This window comes from Massilia sp. CCM 8734, from assembly GCF_011682155.1.
Lineage (GTDB): Bacteria > Pseudomonadota > Gammaproteobacteria > Burkholderiales > Burkholderiaceae_D > Telluria_A > Telluria_A rubra.
On the sequence record NZ_WHJI01000019.1, the window covers coordinates 109,514 to 127,392 of the forward strand.

Here is a 17,879-nt window from a genome sequence, read left to right on the forward strand (position 1 = left end):
CTCTGCGGAGGAGTGCCAATGTGCAGAATGTATGGCGGTGATAGCGAAATGTTATTACTTAGAGGCAACCATAAATTGGCAAGTTTCACTCTAGTGGAGGACTGGATTTACGCCTTGATACGGATCAAGCAAAGCCTGGGGCGGATCGCCATGTGTTTGCGCCGGCGCAGCCCTTCCATGCCAGGCGCCAGTATCGCGCAACGCGACGCGGGCCTCTGTACGGTCACACACGCTGGCGGCGCGGCGGCGTCGTTGCGTACCCGCGACGGATAAATGCAAATCTAAGAACTTGTATTGACAGGGTGAAAGAATTTCTTTAAAACAATGACATCTCAACATTTTTGAAAGACACCATGACTCCGATCATCATCATTGACGGCGACGACAATAACAACCAACTGAATGGCGGATCGGGGCCGGAGGTGATCAACGGAAAAGGCGGTGACGACTTCCTGTTCGGCGGCGACGGCAACGACACCCTCGACGGCGGCGCCGGCAAGGATATCCTGGACGGCTCCTTCGGCGCCAATACCTACCGCTGGGGGCGTGGCGCCGGCGAGGACATCATCGTCCATGGCGGCCCGCGCGATGCCGGCATGAATGTGCTGCAACTGGGCGAGGGCGTGTCCGCGTCCGACCTGCGCCTGACCCGCTACAACGACGATCTGGTGCTCGCCATCGCCGGTACCGAGGACCGCTTGACCATGCATCGTTTTTTCGGTGAAGACATGTCGTACAACGGCGGCGTGACCTGGGGCTATCCGATCAGCACCATCCGCTTCGCCGACGGCGCCGGCTGGGATATCCAGGCGATCCAGACCAGGCTGCTGATGCAGGACCGCCCCATGCTGGTGCTCGACGACCAGGATAACCAGGTGAATGGTCCGTTTCTCGACGGCGCCGGCGGCAACGACATGCTGTTCGCCCTCGGTCCGTCCGTGCTGCTCGGCGGCAGCGGCAATGATACCCTGTTTGGTTCCCCGTTGAACGATGTGCTGCTTGGCGGCAGCGGCGACGACAGCCTGGTCGGCGGCTTCGGCAACGATTTTCTCGACGGCGGCGCCGGCAACGACCTGCTCCACGGCGAAGGCGGCTACGACACCTACCGCTTCGGTTATGGCAGCGGCCAGGATGCCATCGTCGCGCCCAAGTACGGCCAGGGGGATGTGCTGACCATCGATATGAAGGCCGGGGTCCAGGCCGCTACCCTGACGGTGCTGCGTACCAGCCCGGACAGCCCGGACCTGGTGCTGGAACTGCCGTTGAGCGGCGAGCGCCTGACGGTCAAGGATTATTTCATTGCGCCGCGCACGGTGAGCATTCACTTCGCCGACGGCAGCGTGATGAACAAGTCGATGATCGACATGCGGGCCTACGGCGGCATGCCGGTCAACACGGTCACCGGTACCGACGGCGCCGATTTTCTGAATGGCACCTATGGCAGTGACGTCCTGCGCGGCGGCGCGGGCGACGATACCCTGGCCGGCCAGAACGGCGACGACCTGCTGATCGGCGGCGACGGCAATGACATGCTCGATGTCTTCCAGGGCAACGATGTCGCCGACGGCGGCGCCGGCAACGACCGCATCATGATCGGCGAGGGCAGCGCGACGCTGCTGTTCGGACGCGCCTCCGGTCATGACGAGATGCTCCCGATGTACGGGGGCGGCGGCGTCACCACGGTGCTGCTGGAAGAGGGCATCGGCGCGGCCGATATCGTACTGACCCGCAGCAATGGCGGCCAGGGCCCCGAGTTGCTGATCAACGTGGGCGGCGCGGGAGCCAGCCTGCGGGTGGCCGCCTATTTTCCGCCGATGGACGCGCAAGGGCCTGCCATCGCGCTGCAGTTCGCCGACGGCACCCGCTGGGACAAAGCGTTCATCGACAGTGTGCTGCTGACCGGTAATGAAGAGAATAATGAGATTCGCGGCACCGCCGGCCACGACCGTATCGACGGTCGTGGCGGCAACGACATACTCCATGGCATGCAGGGCAACGACCTGCTGCTGGGCGGCGCCGGCGTCGATGCGCTGCTCGGCGGCGAGGGCGACGATACCCTCAACGGCGGCCAGGGCGACGACTACCTGGACGATAATTTCGGCAACAACACCTATGTGTTCGCGCGCGGCGACGGCCGTGACATGATCTTCAACAATCTCAGGACGCCGGAGCTGCGCTACCACACCATCGCGTTTGCCGATGGCATCCGCCCCGAGGAAGTGCATCTGCAGCGCATCAACCGCGGCGGGGTCGACGACCTGGTGCTGACGGTCGACGGCGCGCCGGGCCAGCAAATCACGCTGCAGGCCTACGTCTGGAACGACCCGATGTACGACACCAATATGCGGTTGAAAGAAATCCGCTTCGCCGACGGCAGCAAGTGGGATGCGGCGGCCATTGCCGAGCGCGTGAACCAGGGCAGCGAGATGAGCGAGACCCTGGTCGGCACCGATGGCAAGGAGACCATTGACGCCAGGGGCGGCGACGATATCGTCGATGCCAAGGGCGGCGACGACACCCTGATCGGCGGACGCGGCAACGACCAGTTGTCCGGCGGCAGCGGCTCCGATACCTATGTGTTCAACCTGGGCGACGGGCGCGACCTGCTGGTCGACACGCGCGAGACCAGCGGCGTGGGCAACACACTGCGCTTCGGCGCCGGCATCACGTCCGCCGACCTGCGCCTGACGCCGATGGGCAACAGTCTCGAGCTCGCCTATGGCAAGCAGGGCGACGTCATCCTGCTCAGCACTGGTGGCGCGCCGGGCACGGAGAGCGCCATCAAGCGCATCGACTTTGCCGACGGCAGTGTCGGCTACCCAAGCGATTACCTCAACCAGGCGCCCCAGCTCAAGCTGGCGCTGGCCGACCAGGCTATGACGCCGGGCAAGTATTTCAAGCTGAGCCTGCCACTGGGCATGTTCAGCGACCCCGACGCGGGCGACGTGCTGAGCCTGATGATGGCGCAAAGCAATGGCCTGGCGCTGCCCGACTGGCTCCATTTCGATGCGGCCAGCGGCATCCTGGAGGGCATGGTCCCGCAGGGCGTGCAGTCCAGCTACCCGCTGCGCGTGACCGCGAAAGACCCGGCCGGGCTGCATGCCACGGATGACTTCATCCTGGCCGTGGGCGCAGGCAACAGGGCGCCGACCGTCGCGCTGGCGCTCAAGCCCATCACGACCTACGAAAACAGCGGCTTCAGCGTGCGCACGCCGACCTTTGCCGACGCCGACATCGGCGACACCCTGAGCATCAAGGTGCGCATGGCGGACGGCAGCGCGCTGCCCTCGTGGCTCTGGTTCGACGGCAAGGAAACGCTGAGGGCCGTGACCGATTACGACCGTGCAGGCAACTACCAGCTGGTGGCGACGGCCACCGACCAGGGTGGCCTGACGGTCTCGAGCAACATCGATATCGTCGTCAAAAATGCCAACCGGGCGCCGGCGGCGACCGAGGCGCCCGGCACCCTCAACGCCGCGCTCGATACGCCGTTTTCCAGCGTGCTGCCGGCCCGCACCCTGGTCGACCCGGACGGCGATGCCGTCACTTACAGGCTGAGCCAGTCGGGCGGCGCCGCCTTGCCGTCGTGGCTCAGCTTCGATCCGCTCACCCGCACCCTGTCCGGCACGCCCCTGGCCGGGGCCGCGGCAAGCCTGTCGCTGGTGCTGGGCGCGACCGATAGCTTTGGCGCGAACGGCGCCATCGGTTTCAAGCTCACCATCGCGGCCGATGCGGTGCGCAACCTGGCCGGCACGATCGATGCCGATGTGCTTAACGGCTTGTCGGCCGGCGACACCTTGTCGGGCCAGGCCGGCAATGACCAGCTCAACGGACTGGGCGGCAACGACGTGCTCGACGGCGGCCTGGGCGCCGACCGCATGGCCGGCGGCACCGGCGACGACCGCTACCTGGTCGATGCGGCGGGCGACCAGGTGGTCGAACTGGCGAACGAAGGGCGCGACACGGTGGTGGTCTCGGTCGGCTACACCCTGCCCGTCAATGCCGAGGTACTGGTATTGGGCGGCGCCGGCGCGCTGGCCGGCTACGGCAACGGCACCGACAACGTTTTGTACGGCAATAGCGGGAATAACTTCCTCAGCGGCAACGGCGGCAACGACCTGTTGCAGGGCGGAGCCGGCAACGACAGCCTGGTCGATACCATGGGCAAGGGCTTGTTCGACGGCGGCAGCGGCGTCGACACGCTCAGCGGCGGTGCGAGTAACGAGATGTACATCGGCGGCGCCGGCAACGACATCATCACGACCGGCAACGGGATCGACATCATCGCCTTCAACCGTGGCGACGGCAGCGATACGGTCACCCCCGGCAGCGTTGCGGACAATGTGATTTCGCTGGGTCGCGGCATCACCTATGCCGACCTGACGTTCACGAAAGTGGGCAGCGACCTGGTGTTCGGTACCGGCGCCGGCGAGCAGATCAACCTGAAGAACTGGTTCGCATCGGCCAGCAGCCACAGCGTGGGCAAGTTGCAGATCTTCATCGGCGGCACCAGCGATTTCCTGGCCGCTTCGCCGCTTGCCATGAACAGCCAGAAAATCCAGCTGTTCAACTTCGATGCGCTGGCCGGCAAGTTCGAGCAGGCGGTGCTGGCCGATCCGGCGCTGGCCAGCTGGAGCCTGGCGCCCGAGCTGGCCGGCACCTGGATCAAGGCGAGCGGCAACATGGCCATCGGCGGCGACCTGGCGCAGCAGTACGCCACGGCCGGCACCCTGGCCAATGTGGCCCAGGTACCGGCCTTGAGCATCATCGGCAGCAGCAGCTTCGGCGATGGCCAGTACCTGAGCTCTGCGATCAACCTGGCCGACGGTTCCGGGTTCCTGATCTAAACCATGCAAAAGGGGCCGCATGGCGCGGCCCCTTCGATTGTCTTGATGGCCGCGCAAGCGGCCATTTTTTTCTTTTTCGTCTGCGCCTTTTAGAGCCGCTCACGCTGCAAAAACCCGCTTTTTATGTGGCTTTTAACGTAAAATTGTCTCTAAGTTAATTTCAAGGAGGCATGATGTTGAAGCAGACGTGCATGTTTGGACTCATCTGTGGTCTGGCATCCGGCGCGGCCAGCGCCCACATGACGGCCACGAGCACCATTTCCAATTTTTCATATCAGTTGATTGATCTGAATCCCGACGACGGGGTTGTGGCATCGCTGAGCTGGCAAGCCGTAGCGCCTGCAGGGCACCGCATGGATTCCACGGTCTATGTGCTCGGCGACATTCCAGCACGGCAGGTTTACGATGAGGTATCCGCACGCGGAACCCGCCTGCTCGAACCTTTATCCGTGAGCATGACCAAGCTGCACGGCAGCGGATCGGCCAGCGTCACTGGCACACTGGGGAAGGAACTGACACTGCACACGTCGGTGACGTCCGCCACAGAGGCACCGGGTACGGAAAGCCCCTCGCGCTGGACTGCACAATCGTCGACTGGCTCGATTCCTTTCATATTGTCACCCAATACGGCTGTGATTTTTTCCGCCGACCTTAGCGGCGGTGGAACGCAAGGTATACCCGGGGGTATTTCGGACGGCGGCTTGGGGGCACGAACTAATCTGGAAGGCAACTGGCAACACCTAACAGATCGGGGAAGCTGGTATTCAGAGTCAGGGCCAAGCTATATGAAGCGGCTTCAACTCACCGTATCGAATGGCTACACCTACAGCACCACAAATTTCGTGGAGGCAAATGCCAGGAGTTTTCTCTACGACTCGGCGGGCGCGGTACCGGAACCGTCTTCCTGGATGATGCTTCTGGCCGGACTCGGCATTGCCGGTTTTGCAAGCCGCCGCGCCAGTCGGATGGGGCGATAAAGACGTCCTTGCCTGCTTCCAAACACTGTTTTTTCTCAACGGTACCTTCGATGCGTGTCAAGGTAGTTGTCGCGTTAAATAGTTTGAAAGTGCGTTTTTCCTGCTCTTTAGACAGCAAGCTCCTGTTATCGTCAGGCTCGTTATAAGAGAAAGACCCGTGTGAGCGAAAGCCATGCGGTTTTTTTCTATGATGGCAAATTTAGCTTGCCACACATTTCCTCCAGATTGCTCAAGTAGCCCTCGGGATTTCTCCGGAAGCGGTATCGCATACGTCGCCCCTGGCGACGGCAATTGAGCTCGGCGCGGCACGGGCTGTTCGTCTGACCATGGGATCCTCCCAGCATGCGTTTCCGCATTTGACCAGCCGCTTTGAGCGAAGTTTGCTTTTCTGGTTCTCTTCGACTTAGCGCAGGCGCGCCAGGTGCCTGCGCACCGACAGCACCGCCCCGGCCAGGCCGAGCGCGGCGCTGACCGCCAGCAGCAGCGCCATGAAGACCGGGTTCAGCGGCGCCAGCTGGAACGAGGAGCCGTACAGGCGCGCGAATTCGCCGATGGCCGTATTGAGCGGCTGCAGCGACAAGGTCACCGCGCCGAGCGCCACCGCGCCGGCGCACAAGCCCAGCAAGCCGCCGGTGTAATAAAAGGGGCGGTGGATAAAGCCGTCGGTCGCGCCGATCAGCTTGCTCACGGCGATCTCGTCGCGCTGGGTCAGCACTTGCAGGCGGATCGTATTGAACACCACCGCAATGACCACCATCCCGAGCGTGACGGCCAGCAGCAGCAAGATCAGGCGCAGCACGCGCAGCAGGGCGGCCAGGCGCTTGACCCAGGCCGAATCGACCTGCACCGCGTCCACGCCCGGCAAGGTGCGCAGGCGCGCGGCGATGGCGTCGACGCTGCCCGCTTCGCTCACCGTCCGGAAACTGTCGAGTTTGAGCACATAGCCGTCTGGCAGGGGATTTTCGCCCAGGGTGGCCAGCACGTCGGTCAGCCCGGTTTTGCTGTTCAAGCTCTCGAGCGCCTGTTCGCGCGGCACGAACACGATGCGCGACTTGGGATCGGCCAGGATGGCGCGGATCGCCGGTTCCATGGCCAGCGCCTGCGCGCGCGTGGTCTCGGCTTTGGCGAACACGCTGATTTCGGGCTCGACCGAGAGCTGCTCGGACATCGGCCGCACATTGTCGAGCAGGGTCAGTCCGGCGAACGGGAGCGTGAGCGCGATGGCCACCACGATCACATTGAACAGGAAACTGAGCGGCGACTTGCCCAGCTGGCCGAGCGCCGAGCCGATGGCGAAACTGTGTTGGCGGAACCAGCGCTTCATGTGGCGTCTCCCACCACGGCGCCATGGTCGAGCCGGATCACGCGCGCGCTGTTCTGGCGCGCGGCGTCGTACAGCACCAGTTCGTCGTGGGTGGCGATCAGGCAGGTCACGCCCACCGAATGAAAGGCGCGCAGGGCGTCGAGCACCTTGTCGGCGCTGGCGCGGTCCAGGTTGGCGGTCGGTTCGTCGGCCAGGATGATCTGCGGGCGGTTGACGATGGCGCGCGCGATCGCCACGCGCTGCTGCTCGCCGCCCGACAGTTCGAGCGGGCGCGCCAGCGCGCGTGCTTCCAGTCCGACTTTCTCGAGCGCGGCGCGGGCGCGCAGTTCGGCCTCGGCCTTCGAGGCCCCGGTCACCAGCAGCGGCAGCATGGTGTTGGCCAGGATCGAGCGGTCGGTCAGCAGGCGCTGCTGCTGGAAAATCAGGCCGAGGTTACGCCGCAGGTAGGGCAGGCTGGCGTTTTTCATGCGCCCGATATCCTGATCGTTGACCAGCACGCTGCCCGAGGTGGGGCGTTCCATGGCCGCGATCATTTTCAGCAGGGTCGACTTGCCGGCGCCGGACGGGCCGGCCAGGTAGACCAGTTCGCCGCGGGCGATGTTTAGGGTTACTTCGCGCAGGGCGATGGCGTCGCCCGGGTAGGTCTTGGAAACAAGCCGGAATTCGATCATGAATGCTTATCCCAGCAACGCCTCGACGAATTCGTCGGCGCTGAACGGTTGCAGGTCTTCGATTTTTTCGCCGACCCCGATGAAGTACACGGGAATCGGGCGGGTGCGGGCGATCGCGGCCAGCACGCCGCCCTTGGCGGTGCCGTCGAGCTTGGTGATGACCAGGCCGGTCAGTTGCAGGGCGTCGTCGAAGGCCTTGACCTGGGCCAGCGCGTTCTGGCCGGTGTTGCCGTCAATGACCAGCAGCACTTCGTGCGGGGCGCCATCCATGCCCTTGCCGATCACGCGCTTGATCTTTTTCAGTTCTTCCATCAGGTGCAGCTGGGTCGGCAAGCGACCGGCCGTGTCGACCATGACCACGTCCATTTTGCGCGCCTTGCCCGACTGGACCGCGTCGAAGGCCACGGCGGCCGGGTCGCCCGACTCCTGGGCGATCACGGTGACGTTGTTGCGCTGGCCCCAGACCATCAATTGTTCGCGCGCGGCGGCGCGGAAGGTGTCGCCGGCGGCCAGCAGCACCGATTGCTCGTACTTCTGCATGTGCTTGGCGAGTTTGCCGATGGTGGTGGTCTTGCCGGCGCCGTTCACGCCCGCGATCATCATCACCAGCGGTTGGTGGCGGCCCAGTTCGAGCGGCTTGACCAGCGGGCGCAGCATGTCGGTCATGAGCACCTTCAGCGCCGCTTTCACGGCGGCGGCATCGGTCAGCTTGTCTTCCTTGACCTTGCGGCGCAGCTCGGTGAGCAGGTAATCGGTGGCGTCCATGCCGGCGTCGGACATGAGCAGCGCCGCTTCGAGTTCCTCGTACAGGTCTTCGTCGATGCGCGCGCCGACGAACAGCAGGCTCAGGTTGCTGGAGGTCTTGGACAGGCCCGCTTTCAGGCGCGCCATCCAGGAACTCTTGCTGTCGGCGTCGTTGCCGAGGCGTTCGGCGGTTTCGGCGATCAGTTCGGTGCCGAAGGCCGGCACGGGCGGCGCCACGAAGGTCGAGGTGGCGCCGTAGCGGCGCGTTGGCGCCGGGACGGGAGTGGCGGCGGGCGGCGACTCGGCAACGGCGGCGGCCACGGGCGTGACTGGCACGGCTGGTGCGGGCGGAGAGGGAGCTGCGGGCGTTGGCGGCGGAAGATCGGGAGCGGGTGGTTTTTTCTTAAAAAAACTAAACATGGGAATGTGGTGGAGGGCGCAGCATGCTGATGCCCGGCGGCGCCGGGCACGACGAAATCGATGCCGCGTATTTTACCAGAGCAGGGCGGGGTTTCCCCGGCCGGACTGCCTAACTCGCAACGGCCGTGTTTTGCGCCCGCCAGCGTTCCACCGCCGCATCGATATCGTGCAGGTCGAGCACCCGGTTCGGCCCGAGCTGGCGCCGCGCCAGCGCCGCGCAGCTGCCGCCGGCCCACACCTGCACCCGCTCGCCCAGCCGGCTTTGCAGCGCGATCACATTGTCGACCGCCGCGCGCGGCGACATCACGCTCGAAAACGACAGCGCCACGATGTCGGCGCGCTGCACCCGTGCCGCTTCCACGATGTCGGCCAGCGGGGTCTGTACGCCCAGCGAGACGCAGTGCGCTCCTTCCAGCGCGAACAGGGCCTCGGCCATCAACAGGCCCAGTCCGTGGCGCTCCTGGGGCACGGTGGTGAGCAGGATGCGCGGGGTGGCGTCGCTCTGGCCCACCTGCTGGTTGGCCGAAAAGATGGCGTTTCTCATCACGCTTTGCAACATTTCGGCGAACAGGTGTTCTTCGAAGATGGCCAGGCCGCCGGCGGCCCAGGTGTCGCCGACCAGCGTGGTCAGGGGCGCCACCAGTTCCAGCACGAAGCGGCGCAGCCCCAGTTGCAGCAGGGACTGGGCCATTTTCTGGCGCAGCTCGTGCATCTGGTGCGCCTTGATCATGGCCAGGCACTGGCGCAGCACCGGGTCGTCGGCGTCGCCGGCGATCGAGCCGGTGCCGGACTTGCTGACCATGTCGCTCAGCTCATCGGTACTCAAGTGCATGATCTTGCCGGGCCGGTAGCCCATGTCGAGCAGGCGCTTGACCACCCGCAGGCGCGTCACCTGGTCGAGCGGATACAGGCGCTCGCCGTTGGCGTCGCGCTGCGGCTGCGGAAAGTGATAGCGCCGTTCCCACACGCGCAGGGTTTCCTTGGGGACGCCGGTGTCCCGTTCAACATCGCTGATGCTGCTGAAAACGGCAGTGGTCGATGCTTGGCTCATTGTCGCATTCATGGTTTGTTCAGGACATCGCCCTGATTGTAAGTTGAAATGATATACAAAAAACTACTCTTTGTATCAGCTTGTTTTCATGCCGGATACTAGGCCCGACATGATGCCATGCCTCGTGCTGTTGCAGCTTCGTACGAAATCGCATTTCTTGAATCCAATTTCCTACCCGGTGCGTATAAATCCATACTAACTCAGTTTGTCATGGACAAAGCGTTGACATCCTTCATTATTTGCCGGATTATCCGTCAGGTGGCTAGTTTGTCCTAGACAAAACAAGAAAGCAGGTGGATATGATGAAGATAGCAGTGATTGGGGCGGGGATTTCCGGTTTGTCGTGTGCGTACCGGCTTGTCCATGGCGGGGCGGAGGTGACCCTGTATGAGGCGGGGACCTACTTTGGCGGCCACAGCAACACCGTGGACGTGACCCTGGACGGCGTCACGCACGGCGTGGACACCGGCTTTTTGGTGTTCAACGAGCGTACCTACCCGCATCTGATCGCCCTGTTCGCCGAGCTTGGCGTGGAAACGGCGCCGAGCGACATGTCGTTCTCGGTCAAGCTGCCGCTCGGGCCGGAAGCCGGCGCGCGCGTGCTGGAATGGGCCGGCAGCAATCTCGACACCCTGTTCGCCCAGCGCGGCAACCTGCTGCGCCCGCGCTTTTTGCGCATGGTGCGCGACATCCTGCGCTTCAATCGCCAGGCCACCAGCCTGGCCACGGCCAACAGCATGCCGGCCATGTCGCTCGGCGAGTTCCTCGACCAGCACCATTACAGCGAGCAGTTCCGCGCCTGGTACCTGCTGCCGATGGCCGCCTGCATTTGGTCGTGTCCATCCGAGCAGATGCTGGCCTTCCCGGTCGCCACCTTCATCCGCTTCTGCCACAACCACGGCCTGCTGCAGGTGAGCGACCGCCCGCAGTGGCATACGGTGCGCGGCGGCTCGCGCAATTACGTCGACAAGCTGCTGGCCGCGATTGCCCAGCGCCGCCTCGGCACGCCGGTAACAAGCGTCACGCGCAATCCGGCCGGCGGCGCGCGTTCGGTGCGGGTCGATACGGCCAATGACAGCGAACAGTTCGACCATGTCGTCATGGCCTGCCACAGCGACCAGTCGCTGGCGCTGCTGGCCGACGCGCGCGAAGACGAACGCTCGGTCCTGTCGGCGGTGCGCTACCAGCCCAACCGCGCCGTGCTGCACACGGACGCGAGCTGCCTGCCGCGCAGCCGCAAGGCCTGGTCGGCCTGGAATTACCAGAGCACGGCGTCGGCCACGCCGCAGGTATGCGTGCATTACCTGCTCAACCAGTTGCAGCCGCTGCCCTTCAAGACGCCGGTGATCGTCTCGCTCAACCCGATCGACGAGCCGAACCGGGCGCGCATCATCAAGTCGTTCGACTACGCGCACCCGGTGTTCGACGACGCCGCCGTGGCCGCGCAAGGGCGCCTGGCGCTCTTCCAGGGCCGCCAGAACACCTGGTTCGCCGGCGCCTGGACCGGCTATGGTTTTCATGAAGATGGCCTCAAGTCGGGCCTGGCCGCCGCCGCCGCCTTGACGCGCCTGATGCAGGGCACGCAGCATGCGGCGGCCTGAGCCCGCGTCCGAGCCGCGCGCGCAGCTGTGCTTCGGCCAGGTGCGCCACACCCGCCTGCGGCCCGTGTTCAACGCCTTCGCCTACGCCACGTATTACGTGCGCCTGCCGCTGCGCGCGATGGCCGCGCAGGGCTTCGGCTGCGCGCTGTTCTCGCGCAACCGCTTCAATTTGCTGTCGTTTTCCGACGCCGACCATGGCGACGGCAAGGCCCCGCTGGTCGACTGGATCGACGCCCTGCTGCGCCAGGAAGGCATTCTCGACGCCGATGGCGAAGTCTGGCTGCAAACCATGCCGCGCGTGCTCGGCTTCGTGTTCAATCCGGTCTCGTTCTGGTTTTGCCACCGGCGCGACGGCGCCCTGCGCGCGCTGGTGTGCGACGTGCGCAATACCTTCGGCGAACGCCACTTCTATTTGCTCGATACCGGCGCCGACATCGCCAACGGCCAGGAACTGCATGCGCGCAAGGTGTTCCACGTCTCGCCGTTCTGCGAAGTGCAGGGCGGCTACCGCTTCCGCTTCACCCACCTGCTGCGCATGAACGAGGGCCGGGCCCTTGAGAGCACGCTGGCCTGCATCGACTACGACGACGCCGACGGCGCGCTGTTGCGAACGAGCCTGTCCGGCAGCGCCGCGCCGATCACCAGCGCCAGCGTGGCGCGCGCCTTCTTCGGCTTTCCGCTGATGACGGCCGGCGTGGTGGCGCGCATCCATATTCAAGCGCTGCGCCTGTGGCTGCGGCGCGTTCCGTTCTTTTCCAAACCGACTCCACCCCAACATAAGGTAACCCGATGAGCTCCCAATCCCTGCCATCGCTTGTTCCGGCCGCGCCGCGCCTGCGCGCCGCCACGCCCGCGCCGTCGTCCGCCAAAGTCATTCTCAAGCTGCTCGAGAACCTGAAACACGGCGCGCTGACCTTGATTACGCCGGACGGCGCGCAGCGTCACTACGGCGACGCGTCGGTGCCGGTACTGCTGGAGCTGAACAACTGGAACTGCTTTTCGGCGGCCCTGCGTTCGGGCGACATCGGCTTTGCCGAAACCTATATCGGCGGCGACTGGCAAACCAACAACCTGACCGGCCTGATCGCGCTGCTGGCGCGCAACCGCGCCGCCATCGAAACGCTGGTCTACGGCAGCTGGTGGGGCAGCCTGGCGTACCGCATCAAGCACCTGTTGAACAGCAACAGCAAGTCCGGCAGCCGCAAGAACATCCACGCGCACTACGACATCGGCAACGCGTTCTACAGATTGTGGCTCGACCCGTCGATGACCTATTCGAGCGCCTTGTATACAGAGGCCAGTGGGCGCGATCTGGAACAGGCGCAGAAGGCCAAGTACCGCCGCATCCTGCACCAGCTGGAGGTCTCGCCCGGCCAGAAGGTGCTGGAAATCGGTTGCGGCTGGGGAGGCTTCGCCGAACTGGCCGCGCGCGACGGCCGGGTGCACGTCACCGGACTGACCCTGTCGGAGCAGCAGCTGGCCTACGCCAAAACGCGCCTGGAACAAGCCGGCCTGGCGGACAACACCGACCTGCGCCTGTGCGACTACCGCGACAGCGACGGCCAGTACGATGCGATCGCCTCGATCGAAATGTTCGAAGCGGTGGGCGAGAGCTACTGGCCAAGCTACTTCGAGTGCATCGCGCGCAACCTCAAGCCGGGCGGGCGGGCCTGCATCCAGACCATCGTGATCGCCGACGAACTGTTCGAGCGCTATCGCAAGGGCACGGACTTCATCCAGCAGTTCATCTTCCCGGGTGGGATGCTGCCGTCACCATCGGTGTTCGAGCGCATGGCCTTCGAACATGGCTTGAGCGTGACCAGCCAACACCGTTTCGGCATCGATTACGCCGACACCCTGGTTGAATGGCGCCAGGCGTTCCACGCGCGCCTGGACGAGGTGCGCGCGCAGGGTTTCGACGAGCGCTTCATCCGCACCTGGGAGTTCTACCTGTGCTACTGCGAGGCCGCGTTCCGTGAAAAGAACACCGACGTCATGCACTTCACCCTGACGAAAGCCTGAGATGCGGCGCCGCCAGCTCCTGCTGTCCGCCTGTGCGCTGATGGTCGTCAAGTCCGCCGGCGCCGCGCCGGGCCATATCGAAGAACACCTGGCGCAGGCGCGCGTGGCCGGCAAAGGCACCTTTACCTGGTTCGGACTGGCGATCTACGAGGCCGAGCTGTGGGTGGGCGAGAAGGGCTACCGGCCCGACGCTCCCTTTGCTGCGCCGTTTGTGCTCGACCTGCGCTACGCGCGCAAGCTCGATGGCGTCAAGATCGCCGAGGCCAGCGCCGGGCAGATGGAAAAAACCGGCGCCGGCACGCCCGCCCAACGCGCCCAGTGGCTGGCCACCATGAAGACCATTTTCCCGGATGTAAAGGAAGGCACGCATATCAGCGGCGTGTTCCTGCCCGGCGCCGGCGCACGGTTCTACCTCGATGGCAAGGCGCTGGCCACGGTGCCCGACCAGCAATTCGCGCGCGCGTTTTTCGGCATCTGGTTCGATCCCGCCACCAGCGCGCGCGCGCTGCGTACGGCACTGCTCAAAGACGCCGCGCCGCGATGAGCCGCCTGTCGCTGGCGAAGCTGCTCGCGTACGGCCTGTTCGGCCTGCCGCTGGCGATGGTCGCGTTGCCGATCTATGTTTACCTGCCCCAGTTTTACGCCGGGCGCGCCGGCCTGTCGCTGGCGCTGATCGGCGCCGTGCTGCTGGCCGCGCGCGTGGCCGCCGCCTTTATCGACCCGCTGCTCGGCTGGTGGATCGAGCGCGGGCAGGGCGCTTACGCGCGCTACGTGGCGCTGGCGCTGCCGCTGCTGCTGGCCGGTTTTGTGGCGCTGTTCCATCCACCGGCGCTGGGCAGCCTGGCGACCATGGCCTGGTTTCTCGGCACGCTGATGCTGGTCTACCTGGGCTTCAGCATCGCCACCATCGCGCACCAGAGCTGGGGCGCGGCGCTCACGCAAGCCCCGCTCGAACGCGCGCGCGTGACCGGCGTGCGCGAAGCTTGCGGCCTGGCGGGCGTGGTGCTGGCCGCCGCAGTGACCGGCGCGGCCGGCTACGACGCATTGAGTCTCGCCTTCGGCGCCACGCTGGCGGCGGGCGGCGCGCTGCTGCTGGCGCGTTCGCCGCGACCGCTGGTCAAGGCGGCGTTGGAAACGCGGCCCGGCTGGCGCGCCATGGCCGCGCCGTTTCGTCAAGCGCCGTTCCGCGCCCTGTTCGCGGTGCTGATCGTGAACGGCGTCGCCTCGTCGATTCCGGCCACGCTGTTTCTGTTTTTCGCGGCCGACCGGCTCAAGCTGGGGGCCATGTCGTCCCTGTTCCTGATCATTTACTTCGCTGCGGCGGCCTGCTCGATGCCGCTGTGGATAGCCGCCGCCGCCCGCTTCGGCGAGGCGCGCGCGTGGGCCGGCGGCATGCTGCTGGCGGCCGCCGTCTTTGTCTGGGCGTTCGGGCTGGGCGCGGGCGCGAGCATCGCCTTCGGCGTCATCTGCCTGCTGTCAGGGCTGGCGCTGGGGGCCGACCTGGCGCTGCCGCCGGCGCTGCTGGCCGGCGTGATCGCCGGCGCCGGTCATGCGGGCGGACGCGAAGCGGCTTACTTCGGCGTGTGGAACTGGGGCGTGCAAATGACCCTGGCGCTGGCCGCCGGCATCGCCCTTCCGCTGCTGGCGTGGCTCGGCTACGTGCCCGGCGCGGGCGGCGGCACTACCGCGCTGGCGGCGGCCTACGCGCTGCTGCCGTGCGCCCTCAAATTGCTGGCCGCCGCCATGTTGTGGCGCGCGCCGCTTCGTCACTGTTAATCACCAAAGGATAGCCCATGAAACTCCACCAGATCTTTGCCGCCGGCGCCCTTGCGCTGGCCATTGCCGGCTGCAGCACGCCCACGCCCGAAACCTATGCAAAACAGACCCCGGCGCTCGACATCACCAAGTACTTCAACGGCACCCTGGACGCGCACGGCATGTTCCAGGACCGCTCCGGCGAAGTCATCAAGCGTTTCGTGGTGCAGATGCGCTGCACCTGGAATGGCGACACGGGCGTGCTCGATGAAGATTTTGTCTACGCGGACGGCACGCGCCAGAAGCGCATCTGGACCCTGACCCGCACCGGGCCGGGAACCTTCAGCGCCACGGCGGCGGATGTCGTCGGCACCGCGCGCGGTACCGTGTCGGGCAATGCGCTGCGCTGGCAGTACGTGCTGGCGCTGCCGGTCGACGGCAAGGTGATTAACATGGACATGGACGACTGGATGTTCCTGATCGACGACAAGGTCATGTTGAACCGCACGGCGATGAGCAAGTTCGGCGTGAACCTGGGCAGCGTGACCTTGTCGTTCACCAAGCGCACGGGCGCGGCGCCGCAATGAACCCGCGCATCAAGGAGTGGCGCGGGCAGCGCGTGTGGATGATCGGCGCCTCGACCGGGATCGGCGAGGCGGCGGCGCGCCTGTTGCTCGACCTGGGGGCGCGCGTGGCGTTTTCCGCGCGCAGCGCCGACAAGCTGGAACAGTTGGTGGCGGGCGAGCCGCGCGCGCTGGCGCTGGCGCTCGATGTGCTTGATCGGGCCAGCGTGGACACGGCCTGCCAGCGCATCGTGGCCGAGTGGGGCGGCGTCGACCTGGTGCTGATCGTCGCCGGCGGCTACAACGAGATGCGGGCGGACGCGATCGACCTGGCGGCCGCCAACCGGATGATCGACCTGAACCTGCGCGGCGCCTTCAATTGCCTGGACGTGGCGCTGCCGGTCTTGCTCAGGCAGGGCGCCGGCGCAATCGGCATTGTCGCGTCGGTGGCCGGTTTCGGCGGGCTGCCCAAGGCGCTGGTGTACGGCCCGACCAAGGCGGCGCTGATCAATCTGTCGGAGTCGCTGTACCTGGACTTGCGCTTGCGCGGGATCGCGGTGTACCAGATCAATCCGGGGTTTGTCGACACCCCGCTCACGGCCAGTAACGACTTCAAGATGCCGGCGTTGATGAGCGCCGCCGATGCCGCGTATGCGATGGTGGACGGGATCGAACGTGGCCATTTTCATATCCATTTTCCTAAGCGCTTCACCAACAGCATGCGCCTGGCGCGCCTGCTGCCGTACCGCCTGTATTTCTGGCTGATCCACAAGGTGACCGGATTATGAACCGCGCGCCGGAGCTGGCACGGCTGGTGCGCTTTTACGAAAGCATCGAAGGCGCGTCGCTGCGCGCCCACATCGGGCGGATCTACGCGCCCGATGCGCAGTTCAAGGATCCGTTCAACGAGGTGCGCGGGGCCGGGCCGATCGTCGCCATCTTCGAGCATATGTTCGAGCAGGTCGAGCAGCCGCGGTTTGTGGTGACGTCAACCGTGTTGCAGGGCGACGATGCCTTTTTGACGTGGGAGTTCCTGTTTCGGATGAAGCGCTTTTCCACGGCGCCGCAATGCATTCGCGGCGCGACCCGGATCCGCTTTGATGCGAGCGGGGCAGTGATGCTGCATCGGGATTATTGGGATGCCGCCGAGGAGCTTTACGAGAAGCTGCCGATACTCGGAAGTGTGATGCGCTGGCTCAAGCGGGCAGCAAATAAATAGGCTGTATGGACTGACCCACATATGCATCAATCCGACGCAAGATTAACTAGGCTTTTATCGAAAAAGGGTATAAATTATTACAAAACTATGACAGGAGGCAGTGTGAAAAGCCCAGACAATTTCAGCTTGTTGATTTCGCCGGAGACAATTCATGTGGCGGGGTCGATGTGGATACGCAATGTCATTGGTTTGGCGTTTATCGCCACCGTGGCATGTTTCTTTACAGCACCGGTAACCGAAGCCAAGAGTGCTTATGACCGCCCGCTGCCTCTGCCGGCCGAGCTTGGTCTTGAACTGCTGCCGCAGGCGCAGTTGCTTAGTTCGCAGTAATTCCCAATTCCCCGGCCTGCCACGGTCGTCGTTACACAGACACATCGTCGTTCCCGCGACGGCGGGAACCCAAGTTTCCAGAAGTTGCTAAGAAACTTGGGTTCCCGCCGCTGCGGGAACGACGGTTTTGCGGGTAGCGCTTCCTTGATTACTTGATCGCTTTCGCCGCTTTCGCCGCTTCCGCCGTCTTGCGAATCGTCTCCAAGGTCGCATTCGGGGTAATCAAATCCGCAGGCGCAGTTGCTTAGTTCGCAGTAATTCCCAATTCCCCGGCCTGCCACGGTCGTCGTTACACAGACACATCGTCGTTCCCGCGACGGCGGGAACCCAAGTTTCCAGAAGTTGCTAAGAAACT

The 17,879-nt window shown here is 64.7% G+C and carries 15 protein-coding genes; 11 read left to right on the plus strand and 4 right to left on the minus strand.

What is annotated here, in order from left to right; all coding sequences use genetic code 11:
- Window positions 1-353 precede the first annotated feature (353 nt).
- A complete protein-coding gene (locus F2P46_RS18715) occupies window positions 354-4,847 on the plus strand; it encodes a putative Ig domain-containing protein (RefSeq protein WP_166892852.1) in 4,494 nt (1,497 codons plus the stop codon).
- Window positions 4,848-5,038: 191 nt separating this feature from the next.
- A complete protein-coding gene (locus F2P46_RS18720) occupies window positions 5,039-5,824 on the plus strand; it encodes a PEP-CTERM sorting domain-containing protein (protein WP_166892855.1) in 786 nt (261 codons plus the stop codon).
- 403 nt (window positions 5,825-6,227) lie between these two features.
- On the opposite strand, the gene ftsX is transcribed toward F2P46_RS18720, so the two are convergent.
- The 4 genes from ftsX to F2P46_RS18740 form a co-directional block, all read right to left on the minus strand.
- Window positions 6,228-7,148: a permease-like cell division protein FtsX gene (gene ftsX / locus F2P46_RS18725; protein ID WP_166892857.1), complete on the minus strand. Its 921-nt coding sequence runs from the start codon at window positions 7,146-7,148 to the stop codon at window positions 6,228-6,230.
- Complete coding sequence (locus F2P46_RS18730) at window positions 7,145-7,819, minus strand: cell division ATP-binding protein FtsE (protein ID WP_166892860.1); 675 nt, start codon at window positions 7,817-7,819, stop codon at window positions 7,145-7,147. The genes ftsX and F2P46_RS18730 overlap by 4 nt, the downstream gene beginning before the upstream one ends.
- A 6-nt stretch (window positions 7,820-7,825) precedes the next feature.
- The gene (gene ftsY / locus F2P46_RS18735; protein WP_166892863.1) at window positions 7,826-8,983 is read right to left on the minus strand and encodes a signal recognition particle-docking protein FtsY; all 1,158 of its coding nucleotides are present in this window, start codon (window positions 8,981-8,983) and stop codon (window positions 7,826-7,828) included.
- Window positions 8,984-9,092: 109 nt separating this feature from the next.
- On the minus strand, window positions 9,093-10,034 hold the full coding sequence (locus tag F2P46_RS18740) for a MerR family transcriptional regulator (RefSeq protein ID WP_166892866.1): 942 nt from the start codon (window positions 10,032-10,034) through the stop codon (window positions 9,093-9,095).
- A 302-nt stretch (window positions 10,035-10,336) separates the two neighbouring features.
- On the opposite strand from F2P46_RS18740, the gene F2P46_RS18745 reads away from it, so the two are divergent.
- From F2P46_RS18745 to F2P46_RS18785, 9 genes are all read left to right on the plus strand, one after another.
- Window positions 10,337-11,635 carry an FAD-dependent oxidoreductase gene (locus F2P46_RS18745; protein WP_166892912.1) on the plus strand — a complete coding sequence of 433 codons (1,299 nt, stop codon included), beginning with the start codon at window positions 10,337-10,339 and terminating at the stop codon, window positions 11,633-11,635.
- Window positions 11,622-12,428, plus strand: coding sequence for a DUF1365 domain-containing protein (locus F2P46_RS18750; RefSeq protein ID WP_166892869.1), 807 nt, complete (start codon window positions 11,622-11,624; stop codon window positions 12,426-12,428). The genes F2P46_RS18745 and F2P46_RS18750 overlap by 14 nt, the downstream gene beginning before the upstream one ends.
- Window positions 12,425-13,657 (plus strand): cyclopropane-fatty-acyl-phospholipid synthase family protein, encoded by a 1,233-nt coding sequence (locus tag F2P46_RS18755; RefSeq protein ID WP_166892872.1) that lies wholly within the window; start codon window positions 12,425-12,427, stop codon window positions 13,655-13,657. Before F2P46_RS18750 ends, F2P46_RS18755 begins: the two co-directional genes overlap by 4 nt.
- 1 nt (window position 13,658) lies before the next feature.
- The gene (locus F2P46_RS18760) at window positions 13,659-14,201 is read left to right on the plus strand and encodes a chalcone isomerase family protein (RefSeq protein ID WP_166892874.1); all 543 of its coding nucleotides are present in this window, start codon (window positions 13,659-13,661) and stop codon (window positions 14,199-14,201) included.
- On the plus strand, window positions 14,198-15,433 hold the full coding sequence (locus F2P46_RS18765; RefSeq protein WP_166892877.1) for an MFS transporter: 1,236 nt from the start codon (window positions 14,198-14,200) through the stop codon (window positions 15,431-15,433). The genes F2P46_RS18760 and F2P46_RS18765 overlap by 4 nt, the downstream gene beginning before the upstream one ends.
- Window positions 15,434-15,450: 17 nt before the next feature.
- Window positions 15,451-15,999 (plus strand): DUF3833 domain-containing protein, encoded by a 549-nt coding sequence (locus tag F2P46_RS18770; RefSeq protein ID WP_166892880.1) that lies wholly within the window; start codon window positions 15,451-15,453, stop codon window positions 15,997-15,999.
- Window positions 15,996-16,763, plus strand: coding sequence for an SDR family NAD(P)-dependent oxidoreductase (locus F2P46_RS18775; RefSeq protein WP_166892884.1), 768 nt, complete (start codon window positions 15,996-15,998; stop codon window positions 16,761-16,763). The genes F2P46_RS18770 and F2P46_RS18775 overlap by 4 nt, the downstream gene beginning before the upstream one ends.
- Complete coding sequence (locus tag F2P46_RS18780) at window positions 16,760-17,194, plus strand: nuclear transport factor 2 family protein (protein WP_166892886.1); 435 nt, start codon at window positions 16,760-16,762, stop codon at window positions 17,192-17,194. The genes F2P46_RS18775 and F2P46_RS18780 overlap by 4 nt, the downstream gene beginning before the upstream one ends.
- A gap of 102 nt (window positions 17,195-17,296) precedes the next feature.
- On the plus strand, window positions 17,297-17,524 hold the full coding sequence (locus tag F2P46_RS18785; protein ID WP_166892889.1) for a hypothetical protein: 228 nt from the start codon (window positions 17,297-17,299) through the stop codon (window positions 17,522-17,524).
- Window positions 17,525-17,879: the final 355 nt, after the last annotated feature.